The organism is Stenotrophomonas sp. 116085_Sma (genome assembly GCF_056479585.1).
The window spans coordinates 517,283-531,721 of the sequence record NZ_CM151057.1 but is presented as its reverse complement, the minus strand read 5'-3'; the positions used below and the strand labels follow the sequence as shown (position 1 = coordinate 531,721).

Genomic DNA, 14,439 nt, shown 5'->3' with positions numbered 1-14,439 from the left:
GAACAGATCTTTGCCACCCAGTAAAGGGCGAGGATAATGACTACTGATTCGATACGGGATCAGCATACTTCTGTATATTTTTGCAGCAGAAGGCCATCCAGAGGCAGAGACGGCGAGCTCTGCATCTATATTTCCCCCTCAGAAGACGACTGGAATGACTACGGAACCCAGCTGAGGGCTGTTGCAAACGTCTGGTCTGGAAAAGAGTTCGTCCACGCCCCCGCGCTAATTGGGTTCTATGGGAAGGACGCGAAGTCCGCCAATGGAAGACTTCGCCTTAAGGAGATCACCTCAAAGTCTTCCCGGGCCATTCCCGCAAACGAATTCGATTTCTTCCTAATGCTTCCTGCAATGGAGCATTACAGAATTCTCGTTGGTTCCATCGGCCCGAAGCAGAGTAAGTCCATATTAATGGCTGCACGTGATCTTGCGACGTGGTATCACTTCAAGCCAAGCTCGACGTGGATCCGAGTTGCGATGCAAGACGAAGCATTTAGTCTATCGTTCATGAGAGACTCCGAGGTTCATTTCGCCTTGTATAATGCAGGCTATGTTTTACGCGGGCTGGATCAAGAGGTGACAGCCAGGCCTGCGACATGCTGGGATCTTAATTTTAAGATTTCCAGCTCTGAGAACGAGCATTCCATTCGACTTCGCTTCGACCATAGCGACTTTCTACCGAGGCGTATCTCGGTAATAATTGGTAAAAATGGTGTTGGCAAGTCCCAAAGTCTTCGTGCAATCGCCAAAAGCTTGCTCCAGGCAGCACCCGGCTTGGTCGACAGCAACGGCGGCCGTCCAAGAGTTAGCCGGCTTATTGCATTTTCTCCATCTGGCGAAGGAACCGCGTCCTTCCCAGCAGAGTCGGAAAAGTATGCCACTTGGTATCGGAAATTTCCGATTGGCAGGACAAGCCGTCAGCCGCAGGATCGTCGCGCCAGCGAGGTTATCGTGAGGCTGGCAAGGTCGCAAGCAACCATTGCCGGAGCCACTCGGCTTGAGCTCTTCCGGAGCTCACTTACAGCGATTACTGGCTATGAGCAGCTTGGGCTTTCAGTTACTTCAGGTCTTCCCATACTCTTGAGGGATCTACGCGGCAGCACATCCATCGCGAGTCTAAGAACAATTGCGAGAATTGATCGCAGTAAGGCTCCCGTCAGAGTGGTTGATGGAGCAGCCCTCCCGCTAAGTAGTGGCGAGGCTTCTTTTGTTACATTCGCGGCTCAGCTTTGCGACTGCATTGAGAATGGATCTTTGGTTCTTCTCGATGAGCCCGAGACTCATCTGCACCCGAACCTGATCAGCTCCTTCTGCTCCTTGCTCGAGAAGACACTCCGAGCAACCGGCTCCTCAGCTGTAATTGCCACCCATTCTGCGTATTTTGTTAGAGAAGTCTTTAGAGAACAGGTTACGGTTATAAACCGAACTGGAAATTTTACAGAGATCGTCAAACCCCGACTCAGAACCTTCGGTGCCGACATTGGAGCCATCTCCCGCTTCGTTTTCGGAGAGGAAGACGAATCTCGCCTCGCCCATCAACTCATGAGGCAGATTGTGTCTCACGAGGCCGACTGGGATACGGTTTATACCAAGTACAAGGACGAACTCTCAATGGAATTGCTTGGAGCAATTCGCGATGAAATGGAATCCAAGGAAGTTAGCGAGTGAGAAACTTCCGCCACACAGCCCGACCAGATGGAATGATGCTGCGCGCGTTGGCGAGGAGTCCGAAGGCCGGAAGTTATCCGGAACTCAGGGCTTGGCATGCCAGCATTGCTGCTGCTTACAACAACTACATGATAAAGGGTGGCTGCGCAAACAGCTTAACCCCGGTCGCACTAAGCCACGAGCTTGGCAAGAGGCTGATCGCCCACTACTCACACCCACCAAAATCCCACAAATTCATTACTTCGTTTAGAGAAGAAACGGGAGCTCACACTTGTACAATGTGTGGCTCAGCGTCTTGCGGCACGCTTGATCATGTTCTACCTAAGGAAATTTTCCCTGAATTCAGTCTCTATTCTAGAAATCTTGTACCAGCTTGCCAGTGCAATTCTAAGAGAGGCATTCAGTATAAAGGCGGAGATGGGGCTCGAATTCTCCACCCCTACTTTGACTCCGTGCTATCACAGAGGCTAGTTGGTTGCGACTTCGAGGATCACGGGAGAGCGCCCTCTCTGAAAATCGTCAACCTCCTTGAGGTTACGCACCCGCAGTACAGCTCAGTACAGTTTCACATTGAGAATGTTCTTCTTAAGACACAGATAAAGCGTGCCTTGCGCCGTGACTGGGCCAAGCTCTTGCGCAAGCCTAGCTTGGTCGTACGAGAACTTCGCCGGACGCCACGCAACCGTAATCAGCTGACGGAAATCCTGAAGACCGAGTTGAGTATTTTGGATGATTCGTACGAAAGCTATAACAACTGGGCATCCATCTTCATAACTGGATTGCTTCAGGCCCATACGCTGCAGTGGATATATGAGCATTTGAGCAAGCCTGGGCGAATGGAAGACGGGCCTCTGCTTTAGTGACCCACCGACTCTTGCTATTGCCCTGCAATTAGTGCGATAGCATCGGTCGCATCAAAAGCCATCGCCTTAAGCACTTGCCAGCTCCCTCAGCAACTTAAAGTTCGTTCCAAACGACTAGGGCGACCCTTGGGTCGCCCTAGTCGTTGCGCCTATTTTCTAATCAAACCCCAACAGGATTAGCCTTCTCCGGATCAATCTTGTACTGCTTGATCGCCCGGGCCACATCCTTCGCGGTCATCTTCCCTTCCTTCGCCAGCGCCGCAATCGCGGCATGCGCGATGTAGTAACGATCCACCTCAAAGAACCGGCGCAGGTTCGCACGCGTATCCGAACGGCCGAAACCATCCGTACCCAGCACGGTGTACGACATCGGCACGAACGCACGGATCTGGTCCGCATACGCACGCACGTAGTCGGTAGCGGCAATCGCCGGGCCCTGGCGGCCTTCCAGCAGCTCGGTCACGTAGGCCTTGCGCTGCTCACCTTCCGGATGCAGGCGGTTGGCACGTTCCACGTCGAAGCCATCGCGACGCAGTTCGTTGAAGCTCGGGCAGCTCCAGATGTCGGCGGTCACGCCGAAGTCCTTGTCCAGCAGCTCGGCCGCAGCAATCGCTTCGCGCAGGATGGTGCCCGAACCCAGCAGCTGCACGCGCAGCTCGCCCTTCTTCGGCTTGCCGGCATCGGTCAGCAGGTACATGCCCTTGACGATGCCTTCGGCCGCGCCTTCCGGCATCTCCGGGTGGGTGTAGTTCTCGTTCATCAGGGTGACGTAGTAATACTCGTCCACCTGGTCTTCCATCATGCGCTTGGTGCCGTGCTGCAGGATCACCGTCACTTCGAAGCCGAAGGTCGGGTCGTAGCTGCGCACGTTCGGGATTCCACCGGCCACCAGATGGCTGAAGCCATCCTCGTGCTGCAGGCCTTCACCGTTCAGCGTGGTGCGGCCGGCGGTGCCACCCAGCAGGAAGCCGCGGGTACGCATGTCGGCGGCCTGCCAGGCGATGTCGCCCACGCGCTGGAAGCCGAACATCGAGTAGTAGATGTAGAACGGCAGCATCGGCACGTTGCTGACCGAGTAGCTGGTACCGGCGGCCATCCACGAGCTGATCGCACCCGGCTCGCTGATGCCCTGCTGCAGCACCTGGCCGCTCTGGTCTTCGCGGTAGAACATCAACTGGTCGGCATCGACCGGCTTGTACTTCTGGCCGAACGGCGCGTAGATGCCGATCTGGCGGAACAGGCCCTCCATACCGAAGGTACGGGCTTCGTCGGCCACGATCGGCACGATGTGCGGGCCCAGTTCCTTGTCGCGCAGGGTGATGTTCAGGCTCTGCACGAACGCCATGGTGGTGGAGTAGCTGCGCTCGCCGCTGCTCTTCAGCAGGCGGTCGTAGGCTTCCAGCTTCGGCGCCACGAAGGTCTTGTCGGCCTTGCGGCGGCGCTGCGGCAGGTAACCGCCCAGCGCGGCACGGCGTTCCTGCAGGTACTGCACTTCCGGCGAATCCGGGCCCGGGTGGTAGAACGGCACCTGGCCGTCGGCCAGCTGCGCGTCGGTCACCGGAATGTTGAAGCGGTCGCGGAAGTGGCGCACCGCTTCGTCGTCCAGCTTCTTGGTCTGGTGGGTCGGGTTCAGCGCTTCACCGGCGCTACCCATGCCGTAACCCTTCACGGTCTTGGCCAGGATGACGGTCGGCATGCCCTTGGTGTTCACGGCCTGGTGGTAGGCGGCGTACACCTTGTGCGGGTCGTGGCCACCACGGTTCAGGCGCCAGATGTCGTCGTCGGAAAGGCCGGCGACCATCGCGGCGGTCTCCGGGTACTTGCCGAAGAAATGCTCGCGGGTATACGCGCCACCGAAGGCCTTGCAGTTCTGGTATTCGCCGTCGACGGTTTCCATCATCAGCTTCTTCAGGACGCCATTGGTGTCCTTGGCCAGCAGGGCATCCCAGTAACCGCCCCACAGCAGCTTGATCACGTTCCAGCCGCCGCCACGGAACACGCCTTCCAGTTCCTGGATGATCTTGCCGTTGCCGCGCACCGGGCCGTCCAGGCGCTGCAGGTTGCAGTTCACCACGAAGATCAGGTTGTCCAGGCCTTCACGGCCGGCCAGGGCGATGGCACCCAGGGTTTCCGGCTCGTCGCTCTCGCCGTCGCCGATGAAGCACCACACCTTGCGGTCGGACTTCTCGATCAGGCCACGGTTTTCCAGGTAGCGCATGAACTGCGCCTGGTAGATGGCGGCCAGCGGGCCCAGGCCCATCGACACGGTCGGGGTCTGCCAGTAGTCCGGCATCAGCCACGGGTGCGGGTACGAGGACAGGCCACCGCCGTCCACTTCCATGCGGAACTTGTCCAGCTGCTCTTCGCTGATACGGCCTTCCAGGAAGGAACGTGCGTAGATGCCCGGGGCGCTGTGGCCCTGGATGAACAGCAGGTCGCCCGGGTGGTTTTCGCTCGGGGCGCGCCAGAAGTGGTTGAAGCCCACGTCGTACAGGGTCGCACCGGAGGCGAACGAGGCGATGTGGCCGCCCAGGTCACCCGGCTTGCGGTTGGCGCGCACCACGGTGGCCATCGCGTTCCAGCGGATGATCGAACGGATGCGCCATTCCAGCTCGGCATTGCCCGGGCTCTTGGCCTCGAGCTGCGGCTCGATGGTGTTGACGTACTCGGTGGTGGGAGAGAACGGCAGGTAGGCGCCCGAACGACGGGTCAGTTCCACCATGCCTTCCAGCAGCTGATGCGCGCGCTCGGAGCCCTCGACATCAATAACGGCCTTCAACGACTCGATCCACTCCTGGGTTTCCACAGGATTCGGGTCGTTGTTCAGCACCTCGTTCAACCAGTTCATTAGCGCTCCCATAACCGCACGCACGCGCGCGACTGTTGTATAGATTTCTAGACCGCAAAGTGTAGCGCACCAAGGGCTTTCGTCACTTGGCTACGCAGGCGTATGGATGCAACCGGCCAGTGTCCGCAAGGGGCTTGCCGGGCCCACTGATGGCCCTGCGGCGGGCCTTGGCAGCTGCGCGGGCTGTCGCTTGCGGGCTGCTGCGCCCATGTGCAGGACGCAGTGTTACCGCTGCCGATGACGGTTGTAGGGCAACTCCGGCACCGCCGTAGGTGGGCGCCGGGCGGCGGTTCTGAACCGGCGACAACGTGTCGCATCTGCCTCTGGATCGATGCCGGCCGCGGGCCCAGGGTGGGTCGCGAGTGATGGGCCCGATGGCCCTGCTCCCTTCCACAGCATCGCCGGGGCGCCTCGCAAGGGGCGCCCCTTTTGCTGTGAGTGGGGCTGGCCGTGGCCCAAATTGCACCTGCTTGTGGCCGGATCGGGTGTTGTCGCTTTCGACGTATCGATATATCGTTTTAACACTCGTTTACCGATATATCGAAATGAGCCGAAGCCCCTCTCCCAGAGCCCGTTCCACCGATTCGGCGGTACCCCGTCGCAACGGCCAGCCGCGCGTGCTCAGCCGCGGCGACCTGCGCCTGCTGGTGCTGGCCCTGATCGGCGAGCAGCCGCGCCATGGCTACGAGCTGATGCAGCTGATCAGCAACCAGTTCATGCAGGCCTACACGCCCAGCGCCGGCACCATGTACCCGCTGCTGGCCAGCTTCGAGCAGGCCGGCTGGATCGAGGCCGAGGAAGTGGACGGCAAGCGGATCTTCCGCATCACCGCCGCCGGCGAGTTCGAGCTGAAGGTGCAGCGCACCCAGGTGCGGCTGGCGCAGCGACGCGCCTTCGACCGTGCCCGCGAGATCACCAAGGCCTCGCTGCCGGCGCCGCTGGCCGGTGCCCTGCACGAGTTCAAGCGGGCGCTGGTGCATCACCACGGCCGCTGGGCCGAGGGTGAGGCGGACGAAGTGGCGGCACTGCTGACGCGGGCCTCGGCCCTGCTCAACGGTACGGCCGGTAGCGAGCAACCACCGATTTCAACGACCCAGCCAGACTGACGCCCGCCAGGTCCTCCCCTACGCCGCGCGCTCCCGCGCGACACCTTTACAGGTATCCCCATGACCGAACACAACAACACGCGCCTGCGCCTGGATGTGCGCTTCCGTGAACTGACCGTGCTGCGCACCGAAGAAGTCACCCCGCACATGCGCCGCATCGTGCTGGGCGGCGACGAACTGGCCGGCTTCGATTCGCCCGGCGCCGACGACCACATCAAGCTGTTCTTCCCCAACGCTGCGGGCGAGATGGTGCTGCCGACCATGACCGCCGAGGGCCCGCGCTACCCGGAAGGCAAGGAGCATTCGCCGGCCCGCGACTACACCCCGCGCTGGTGGGACCACGAAACCGGCGAGCTGGCCATCGACTTCGTGCTGCACGACCAGGGTATTGCCGGGCCGTGGGCCGAACGCGCCCAGCCGGGCGACACGCTGGTGATCGGCGGCCCGCGCGGTTCGTTCGTCGTAGCCGACAGCTACGACGCCTATGTGCTGATCGGCGATGAGACTGCGTTGCCAGCGATCGCCCGCTGGCTGGACGTGCTGCCGGACGGTGCCGAGGTGCAGGCCTTCATCGAAGTGCGCGACGAGGCCGAGCGCCAGGACCTGCCGCAGTACGAGAACGTGCGCATCCACTGGCTGGAGCGCAACGGCTTCCCTGCGGCCAGCAGTACGCTGCTGGAAGACATGCTGACCGACTTCGAGGCGCCGGAAGGTGATGTCTTCTACTGGATCGCCACCGAATCACGCCGTGCGCGGATGATGCGCAAGTTCATCGAAGGCCACCTGGGCGTGCCGCGCGACTGGATCCGCTCGACCGGCTACTGGAAGGCCCACCCCGACGAAACCGACGGCGATTGACCGTGCAACCGGTGGGTGCGGACCGTTGGTCCGCACGCCTTTGACTATGTAGAGCCGAGCCCACGCTCGGCTGCTGTTCGATCCGCCCCCGCGCTACGCGCGATGAGCCGAGCATGGGCTCGGCTCTACAGGGGTCATCGGCGGCCATGCATCTTCCCTGGTGGGTGCGGACCGTTGGTCCGCACGCCTTTGACTATGTAGAGCCGAGCCCACGCTCGGCTGCTTTTCGATCCGCCCTCGCGCTACGCGCGATGAGTCGAGCATGGCTCGACTCTACAGGGGTCATCGGCGGCCATGCATCTTCCCTGGTGGGTGCGGACCGTTGGTCCGCACGCCTTTGACCTTGTAGAGCCGAGCCCACGCTCGGCTGCTTTTCGATCCACCCTCGCGCTACGCGCGATGAGCCGAGCATGGGCTCGGCTCTACAGGAGCACGGGGCGCCCCCTGCCGCGTCCACCCGAACCGCTGCGCGGCCCAGATCTCCAGCGCTACCAGCAGCGCGATGATCAACAATGGCAACAGCAGCCCGAAGTACACGCCCGGCATCATGCCGTTGATCTGCGCCTTCACCAGCCGCAGCACGCCACGGGTGTGCAGCAGCTCATCCACGTGCATGGTCAGCGCCTCGCGCACCACCTTCGGCTCCAGGCCGAGGGTGCCGGCCTTGTCCACCAGCGTGTCTTCCACCATGCCGCGCAGCAGGCCTTCGCGCACCTTGCCGATCACCCATCCCGCACCACGCGCCAGCGGGCCATCGCCAAGACGGTCGAGGCCAGGCAGCGGGTGTTCGATCAGATAGGCCGAGGCAATGGCGTCGGCCACATCGCCCACCGTGCCCTGGCTATGCAGGGCCTCGCGCATGCGCGGGTCGTCCAGCGAGTCGGTGAAGCCTTCGCTCCAGCCTTCCACCAGGGTCTGCAGGTGCGGCTGGAAATGATCGAGCTGCTTGAACAGCGCGCGGTGCGCACCGGCGGTGAAGCCCAGCTGCAGCCCGAAGAAGGCGGTAGCCAGCGGCAACAGCACCACATAGCTGGCCAGCAGCCAGTGATGCCAGCGCTTGCGCCGCTGCAGCCAGCCGCGGCGGTGCAGCCCGCGCCAGCCGAGGATGCCCAGCACCAGGCCGAGCAGCGTGCCAAGCAGGCTGCCGCCCACCAGATCGAGCAGGCTCAGGCCCGACCAGAATTCGTTCAACCAGTACTGCGCGTCCTGCATGGGTCTTCCTTCCGTGGGTGCGGCTGCGCCCGAAATGCCAGCCAGGTAGAGTCGACTGTTAGTCGACTAACGCGCGCAGCGCGGGGGTTTCCGGCATCGCGCCAAGAGCAGTCGACTAACAGTCGACTCTACCAAAGCGGAAGCCTCACGGCCCGGAGCACGCCAACCAATGCGACAATCGCGCTCCTTTCCTGCAGCAACGAGGCCCACATGGCCAAACTGACCCTGGCCAGCGTGGACGCGCTGCGTGCCCGCTTCGCCGATGACGCCGCCTGCGATGCGGCGCTGGCCGCCTTCGCCGACACCGCCGCCCTGCGCACGCCGCTGCGTGAGCTGGTGGAGGCGCAGCACCGCTTCCTGCAGGCCGAGTTCGAAGTGGCGCAGGTGGCCGATGTACTACGTCGCGACCAGAAGTACGCGCCGGTGGGCCGTCCGTCGGTGCACATCGTGCAGCTGCGCAAGCAGCAGGCCGCGACCAAGCAGGCCGCGTTGATCGCCCGCCAGGTGGTGGCGCAGGCGGCGCAGACCTTCGTGCGCGTGAGCGGGATGACGGTGAAGGCCAAGCAGAGCCCGAGCGAAGCGTGCGTGGCATGGTTGGGCGCGCTGCGCTGACAGCGCCGCCCACGATGTGATGGAACCGGCCAGCGTGTGATGCAACCGACCCGCGGTAGAGTCGACTGTTAGTCGACTCGCGCGCGCAGCGCGGGGTTTTGGCATCCCGCGAAGAGCAGTCGACTAACAGTCGACTCTACCAAAGCAGGTTTTCCGCGCAGTGCAGGTTTCCCACGCAGTGCGGAGTTTCCACGCGTCATCGACGCGGATCGCATCCCCCAAAAAGAAGGCCCGCTTTTCAGCGGGCCTTCTGCCTTCTCACGACGAGTGAGTTGGATGCATCAAGCAGCCGGCTTTTCGCCGGTGGCTTCGGTGGTGATGCGGATCTTCACTTCATCGCTGACGTTCGGGGCATACGCGCCGACGCCGAAATCGCTGCGCTTCAGGGTGGTGGTGGCATCGAAGCCGGCGGCCGGAACCTTGGCCATCGGGTGCTCGCCGCCGCCGTTGACGGTGACGTCCAGGGTGACCGGCTTGGTGATGCCCTTGATGGTCAGGTCGCCGGTGACGGTCAGCTTGTTGGTGCCGGCCGCTTCCACCTTGGTGCTCTTGAAGGTGGCATCGGCGAACTTGGCGGCGTCGAAGAAGTCGGCGCTCTTCAGGTGCTCGTCGAACTTGGCGGTGAAGCTGTTCAAGCCGCTCAGCGGCAGCTTCACTTCCACAGTGGACTTGGTCACGTCTTCGGCGTTGTACACCAGGGTGCCTTCAACATTGCCGAAGTGCGCGCTGGGGTTGGAGAAGCCGAAGTGGCTCCACTGGGCCAGCACGTCGGTGTGGGTCGGGTCCAGCTTGTAGGTGCCCGAGGCGATCTTGATCGCTTCGGCCGCCGGGGCGGCAGCAGCGGCATCGGCAGCCGGGGTGGCGGCCTGCTCGGTGGTGGCCGGGGCGGCGGCATCGGCGGCCGGGGCAGCGGTGTCGGCCGGCTTGGAGCAGGCGGCGATGGCCAGGGTCAGGGCCAGCGGCAGCAGCAGTTTACGGGTGGCGCTCATCTCAGGAACTCTCCGGATCGTAGGGTGGGTACACGGTGCAGCAAGAGCCCGCCGCGGGACGGCGGGCCCGAAACCGATACAACGACTTACGCGATGCGCGCCGCTTCGTCGAACGACAGGCGCGGCAGACGCGGGAACAGGCCCGCCGGGTCACCGTAACCCAGGTTGACCAGGAAATTCGACTTGATGGAGGTACCGGCGAAGAACGCTTCGTCCACCTTGGCCGGATCGAAGCCCGACATCGGGCCGGCATCCAGGCCCAGCGCGCGTGCGGCCAGGATCAGGTAGGCGCCCTGCAGGCTGCCGTTGCGGATGGCGGCTTCGTGGCGGCCCTCCTGCGGGCCGTCGAACCAGGCCTTGGCATCGGTGTGCGGGAACAGGTAGGGCAGCTTCTCGTGGAAGTCCAGGTCGAAGCCGATGATGGCGGTGACCGGGGCGGCCATGGTCTTGGCCAGGTTGCCTTCGGACAGGGCCGGGGCCAGCTTTTCCTTGGCTTCCTTCGAGGTGACGAAGACGAAGCGGGCCGGCGTGGTGTTGGCGGCGGTCGGGCCCCACTTCACCAGGTCGTACAGTTCCTTCAACAGGCTCTCAGGAACCGGCTTGTCCAGGAAAGCATTCTGGGTGCGGGCAGTACGGAACAGCTGATCGAGGGCAGCAGCGTCGAGCGCGTGGGACATCGGTGGATCTCCAGGGCGGCGAAGGGAAGTCAGTGCCCGCGGGCGGCGCGGGGCGAATCGACGAGCCGCAGTGTAGAGTGTCGCGACTGTTGCAACACCCAGCAGGGCTGAAACGAATTAATGCCAATGGTGAAACGATCGAGTGCGCCCTGGACGGTCACTGACGGCCGCGCGGGCAATGTCCGCCAGGCGGTCGCGCTGGCCTCGGCGCTGCGCCAGGGCACCCATCGGCCGCTGGTGCTGCAGCCGCGCGCCCCCTGGCGCTGGGTCTCACCACGGCGCCTGCCAGGCGATGTGAACGGCTACGGCGAGGCCTTCGCGACACTGGCCGCCGAAGCCCCGGCGCTGGCGATCGGCTGTGGCCGCCAGGCCGCCGGCGCCCTGCGCGTGCTGCGCGCCCGTGGCAGCCAGGTGGTGCAGATCCTCGACCCGCGCATCGGCGCACGCCACTGGAATATGGTGGTGGTGCCCGAACACGACGCCCTGCGCGGCAGCAATGTGTTGACGCTGCTCGGCAGCCTCAACCCGGTGGACGATGACTGGCTTGCGTGGGGCCGCGCCGCGTTCGCCGGCTTCAGCACCCTGCCCGGCCCACGCACCGCGCTGCTGGTGGGCGGGCCAACCCCGCTGGCGCCGTGGGACGAGGCGGCGATGGTCGCTGTCTTCCGTGCGCTGGCCGACCAGATCCGCAGCGAGGGTGGCAGCCTGCTGGCTACCACCTCGCGCCGCACGCCGCCGGCCTTGGCCGAGATCCTGCGCGCGACGTTCGCAGACCTGCCGCATGTGATCTGGGGCGACGGCGGCGACGGGGTGAACCCTTATGGCGGCCTGCTCGGCTGGGCCAACCGCGTGGTGGTGTCGCCCGATTCGGTGAACCTGCTCTCTGAAGCCTGTGCCACGCGCATGCCGGTGATGGTGGCGCTGGCCGATACCGCGCAGGGCCGCCTGGCGCGCTTCCAGCAGCAGCTGCGCGAACGCGGGCGGCTGCAGGCGCACTGGCTGGACTGGCAGTACGACCGCATCGAGCCATTGCGCGAAACCGCGCGCGTGGCGGCGGAAGTGAAAGCGCGGCTGGGGCTTGCGCGATGACCCGGGCAGGAAGTCGACTGGGTAGAGTCGACTGTTAGTCGACTGCTGTTTGCGATACCGCTGGAAACCCCGCGCTGCGCGCGGTAGTCGACTAACAGTCGACTCTACCCCGCCGCAGCCCAGGCCCCCCCCGTGGCCCAACGCCCGTCGTGGCCCAAGCCCCCCGACATGGTCCAGCCCTCCGTTACCCGGATGCACAGCGATTTCTGAACATTTCAATCTGCCCATACCGTTAGAGTCCGGTGTCCCCCATCGGACCGAATGCCTTCATGCGTACCCTGCTCCTGCTGCCGCTGGCCCTGCTCGCTGCCTGCTCCACCACGCCCACCGAGCTGGACCCGATTTCCTATCAGTGCCAGCAGCAGCTGGACGCGTACCGCGAACAGCCGGCGCTGCGCGATCCGAAGAATGGCGAGCGCCCGCCGCTGCCGATCGCGCCGATCAGCGAGGCCTGCGACCGCGAGCTCAAGCGCAAGGGCGTGGACCGCCCGCTGCGCTGAGCGGCGTATGATCGGCGCGCGGGCCTGCCCGCCGTTGAAGGTACCAACATGGATCGTTTCTCCCGCCTGCCCCGCGCCGCCCTGCTGATCGCCAGCCTGCTGGCGACCGCGCCCGCATGGGCCAACAGCACCGAATGCCGCGAACGCTACCCCAGCGTCGCCTCGCAGGCGGCGATGCTGGACGTGGCCTGGACCACCGCCGAACGCCTGGACGCCCTGCCCGATGTGGATGTGGTGGTCGCCGCACGCGGTGGCCAGGACCTGAGCCGCTACGGCCTGCGCCACAGCCACCTGGCCTTCCTGCTGCGCGAAGACGATGGCCGCTGGCGTGCGATGCACCTGCTCAACCGCTGCAAGACCGACAGCTCGCAGCTGTACCACGAAGGCCTCGGCAACTTCGTCGGCGAGAGCGGCGGGCATACCGACCTGCGCATTGGTGTGCCTTCGGCGCCGTTGCGTGCTGCATTGAAGGCGATGCTGGTGTCGCCGTCGATCCAGCCCAAGGCGCTGCACGAGACCAGGTACAACGTGGTCGCCTACCCGTTCGCCACCGACTACCAGAACTCCAACCAGTGGGTGCTGGAAGTGCTGGCTGCAGCGATGGCGCAGGCCGATGGCGCGCCGGCCATCGTCAAACGCGAGCAGGCACAGCAGTGGCTGCGCCAGCAGAAGTACCAGCCCAGCGTGCTGCATATCGGCCTGGGCAAGCGCGTGGGTGCGCGCCTGTTCGTGGCCAACGCCACCACCACCGACCATCCGGCCGGCGAACGCATCTCCGGCAACTATTCGGTGGTGACGGTGGAATCGGTGTTCGACTTCCTGCACCAGCGCAGCCAGCTGCAGCAGGAACTGGTGATCCCCCATGTGCCGGTGGCCGGTGCTGCTGCCGCCACGCCCTGAATCCCGCGAGGAGAACGACATGCGTCCGCTGCTTGTTTCCCTAATGTCGATGGTGATGGTTGCCGGCCTGCTCGGCGCGAACACTGCCCATGCCGAACGCCGCATCATCATCCTGCAGGACCCGGGTCCGCAGGGGCCGAGCCTGGAAATGTCCGCCCCCCTGGTTGCTTCAGCGCGCGCCGCCGCTGCCAGGGAAGCCCAGGATGCCGGGCTGCCGCCCGGCCATGGCGCATCGGTGAAGCTGCCGCAGATGCAGGTGAGCGCCATCGCCACCACCGTCGACGGCCGCCGCGAGGTGCTGCTGCGTGATGCCAACAACCCGCAGAACACCGCGTCGATGCAGTGGCCGAAGCGCCCCGGCGATCCCGCCGTGCAGTTCACCGTAGGCCAGACCGTGAACTTCGAGCCGACCGGGACCGACCAGGGCTGGCAGGTGAAGGACAACCAGGGCCGCCCGCTGGAATACCTGCCCGAGGCCACCGGCCCGCGCGACATTTTCGATACCCGGCGCTGAGCCGCCGTCTCCACTCTGACCAGGAGGTCTCCATGTTCCGTTGCCTGCGCGTTCCTGCTTCCGTCCTGCTGCTCTCCGCACTGCTGGTGCCCACCGTCCATGCCGGCGCCGCACCGCAGTTGAACAGCAGCGAGGCCAGCGTGCTGATCACTTCGGTGATCGTGGTCTCGGTGCCCCTTGCCGCATCGGCGGGCCTGTCCGAACTGTCCAAGGCGCCGTTCAAGGCCAGCGAACGCCGTGAGAAAGCCCAGCGCACCAAGGCGGTGCCGCTGCCGCCGATGGAGGTGAAGAAGGTGGAGACCACACCGGAGGGCGAGCGCCAGGTGCAGCTGCAGGTGCCGGACAAGGCGGACCAGACCGCGACCCTGCGCTGGCCGGCGCGCATGCATGAAGACCAGACCGCAGCGTTCGTGGTCGGCCAGCAGGTGCATTTCGACCCCACCGAGGCCGGTGCCGGCTGGACCGTGAAGAGCGCGCAGGGCCAGGCACTGGCCTACGTGCCCACCGCCTACGCGGCGGGCGATGTGATGAGCGAAGCGCTGTAAAGCTGAACGAGCGTTTTTGGATTTGGCGCGGGCCGGGCGGATAATGGGTGATTCCCTT

Annotated in this window: 13 protein-coding genes; 9 read left to right on the top strand and 4 right to left on the bottom strand. The window is 64.1% G+C overall.

The genetic code is table 11. The features are described from left to right. The first annotated feature begins 36 nt into the window (after positions 1-36). Entirely contained in the window at positions 37-1,668 is a 1,632-nt protein-coding gene (locus ACZK0Z_RS02385; RefSeq protein ID WP_197633194.1) for an AAA family ATPase, read from the top strand. A 1,023-nt stretch (positions 1,669-2,691) separates the two neighbouring features. Here ACZK0Z_RS02385 and aceE read toward each other — a convergent pair. Then, positions 2,692-5,379 carry a pyruvate dehydrogenase (acetyl-transferring), homodimeric type gene (gene aceE / locus ACZK0Z_RS02380; protein ID WP_159359708.1) on the bottom strand — a complete coding sequence of 896 codons (2,688 nt, stop codon included), beginning with the start codon at positions 5,377-5,379 and terminating at the stop codon, positions 2,692-2,694. A gap of 545 nt (positions 5,380-5,924) precedes the next feature. Between aceE and ACZK0Z_RS02375 the strand changes: the two genes are divergently transcribed. After that, complete coding sequence (locus ACZK0Z_RS02375; RefSeq protein WP_049428602.1) at positions 5,925-6,485, top strand: PadR family transcriptional regulator; 561 nt, start codon at positions 5,925-5,927, stop codon at positions 6,483-6,485. A 60-nt stretch (positions 6,486-6,545) separates the two neighbouring features. Next, positions 6,546-7,343, top strand: coding sequence for a siderophore-interacting protein (locus tag ACZK0Z_RS02370; protein WP_049428600.1), 798 nt, complete (start codon positions 6,546-6,548; stop codon positions 7,341-7,343). A gap of 390 nt (positions 7,344-7,733) precedes the next feature. Here the strand turns inward: ACZK0Z_RS02370 and ACZK0Z_RS02365 are convergent, their stop codons facing one another. Beyond that, positions 7,734-8,555, bottom strand: a complete 822-nt coding sequence (locus tag ACZK0Z_RS02365) for a hypothetical protein (RefSeq protein ID WP_197633700.1) — start codon at positions 8,553-8,555, stop codon at positions 7,734-7,736. A 210-nt stretch (positions 8,556-8,765) separates the two neighbouring features. On the opposite strand from ACZK0Z_RS02365, the gene ACZK0Z_RS02360 reads away from it, so the two are divergent. After that, complete coding sequence (locus ACZK0Z_RS02360) at positions 8,766-9,167, top strand: hypothetical protein (protein ID WP_197633701.1); 402 nt, start codon at positions 8,766-8,768, stop codon at positions 9,165-9,167. A gap of 281 nt (positions 9,168-9,448) precedes the next feature. Here ACZK0Z_RS02360 and ACZK0Z_RS02355 read toward each other — a convergent pair whose 3' ends face one another. Both ACZK0Z_RS02355 and ACZK0Z_RS02350 read right to left on the bottom strand, forming a co-directional pair. Continuing rightward, positions 9,449-10,156, bottom strand: a complete 708-nt coding sequence (locus tag ACZK0Z_RS02355; protein ID WP_005407837.1) for a YceI family protein — start codon at positions 10,154-10,156, stop codon at positions 9,449-9,451. Between the two features lie 86 nt (positions 10,157-10,242). After that, positions 10,243-10,833, bottom strand: coding sequence for a malonic semialdehyde reductase (locus ACZK0Z_RS02350; RefSeq protein ID WP_049432905.1), 591 nt, complete (start codon positions 10,831-10,833; stop codon positions 10,243-10,245). A gap of 126 nt (positions 10,834-10,959) precedes the next feature. Here ACZK0Z_RS02350 and ACZK0Z_RS02345 point away from each other — a divergent pair, with 126 nt between their 5' ends. From ACZK0Z_RS02345 to ACZK0Z_RS02325, 5 genes are all read left to right on the top strand, one after another. Beyond that, on the top strand, positions 10,960-11,922 hold the full coding sequence (locus ACZK0Z_RS02345; RefSeq protein ID WP_049432901.1) for a mitochondrial fission ELM1 family protein: 963 nt from the start codon (positions 10,960-10,962) through the stop codon (positions 11,920-11,922). A 269-nt stretch (positions 11,923-12,191) separates the two neighbouring features. Next, positions 12,192-12,422, top strand: a complete 231-nt coding sequence (locus ACZK0Z_RS02340) for a hypothetical protein (RefSeq protein WP_197620028.1) — start codon at positions 12,192-12,194, stop codon at positions 12,420-12,422. 48 nt (positions 12,423-12,470) lie between these two features. Next, positions 12,471-13,322: a DUF2145 domain-containing protein gene (locus ACZK0Z_RS02335; RefSeq protein WP_100443752.1), complete on the top strand. Its 852-nt coding sequence runs from the start codon at positions 12,471-12,473 to the stop codon at positions 13,320-13,322. A 19-nt stretch (positions 13,323-13,341) separates the two neighbouring features. Next, on the top strand, positions 13,342-13,836 hold the full coding sequence (locus ACZK0Z_RS02330; protein ID WP_049432914.1) for a hypothetical protein: 495 nt from the start codon (positions 13,342-13,344) through the stop codon (positions 13,834-13,836). Between the two features lie 32 nt (positions 13,837-13,868). Further along, entirely contained in the window at positions 13,869-14,381 is a 513-nt protein-coding gene (locus ACZK0Z_RS02325; RefSeq protein ID WP_049432897.1) for a hypothetical protein, read from the top strand. Positions 14,382-14,439: the final 58 nt, after the last annotated feature.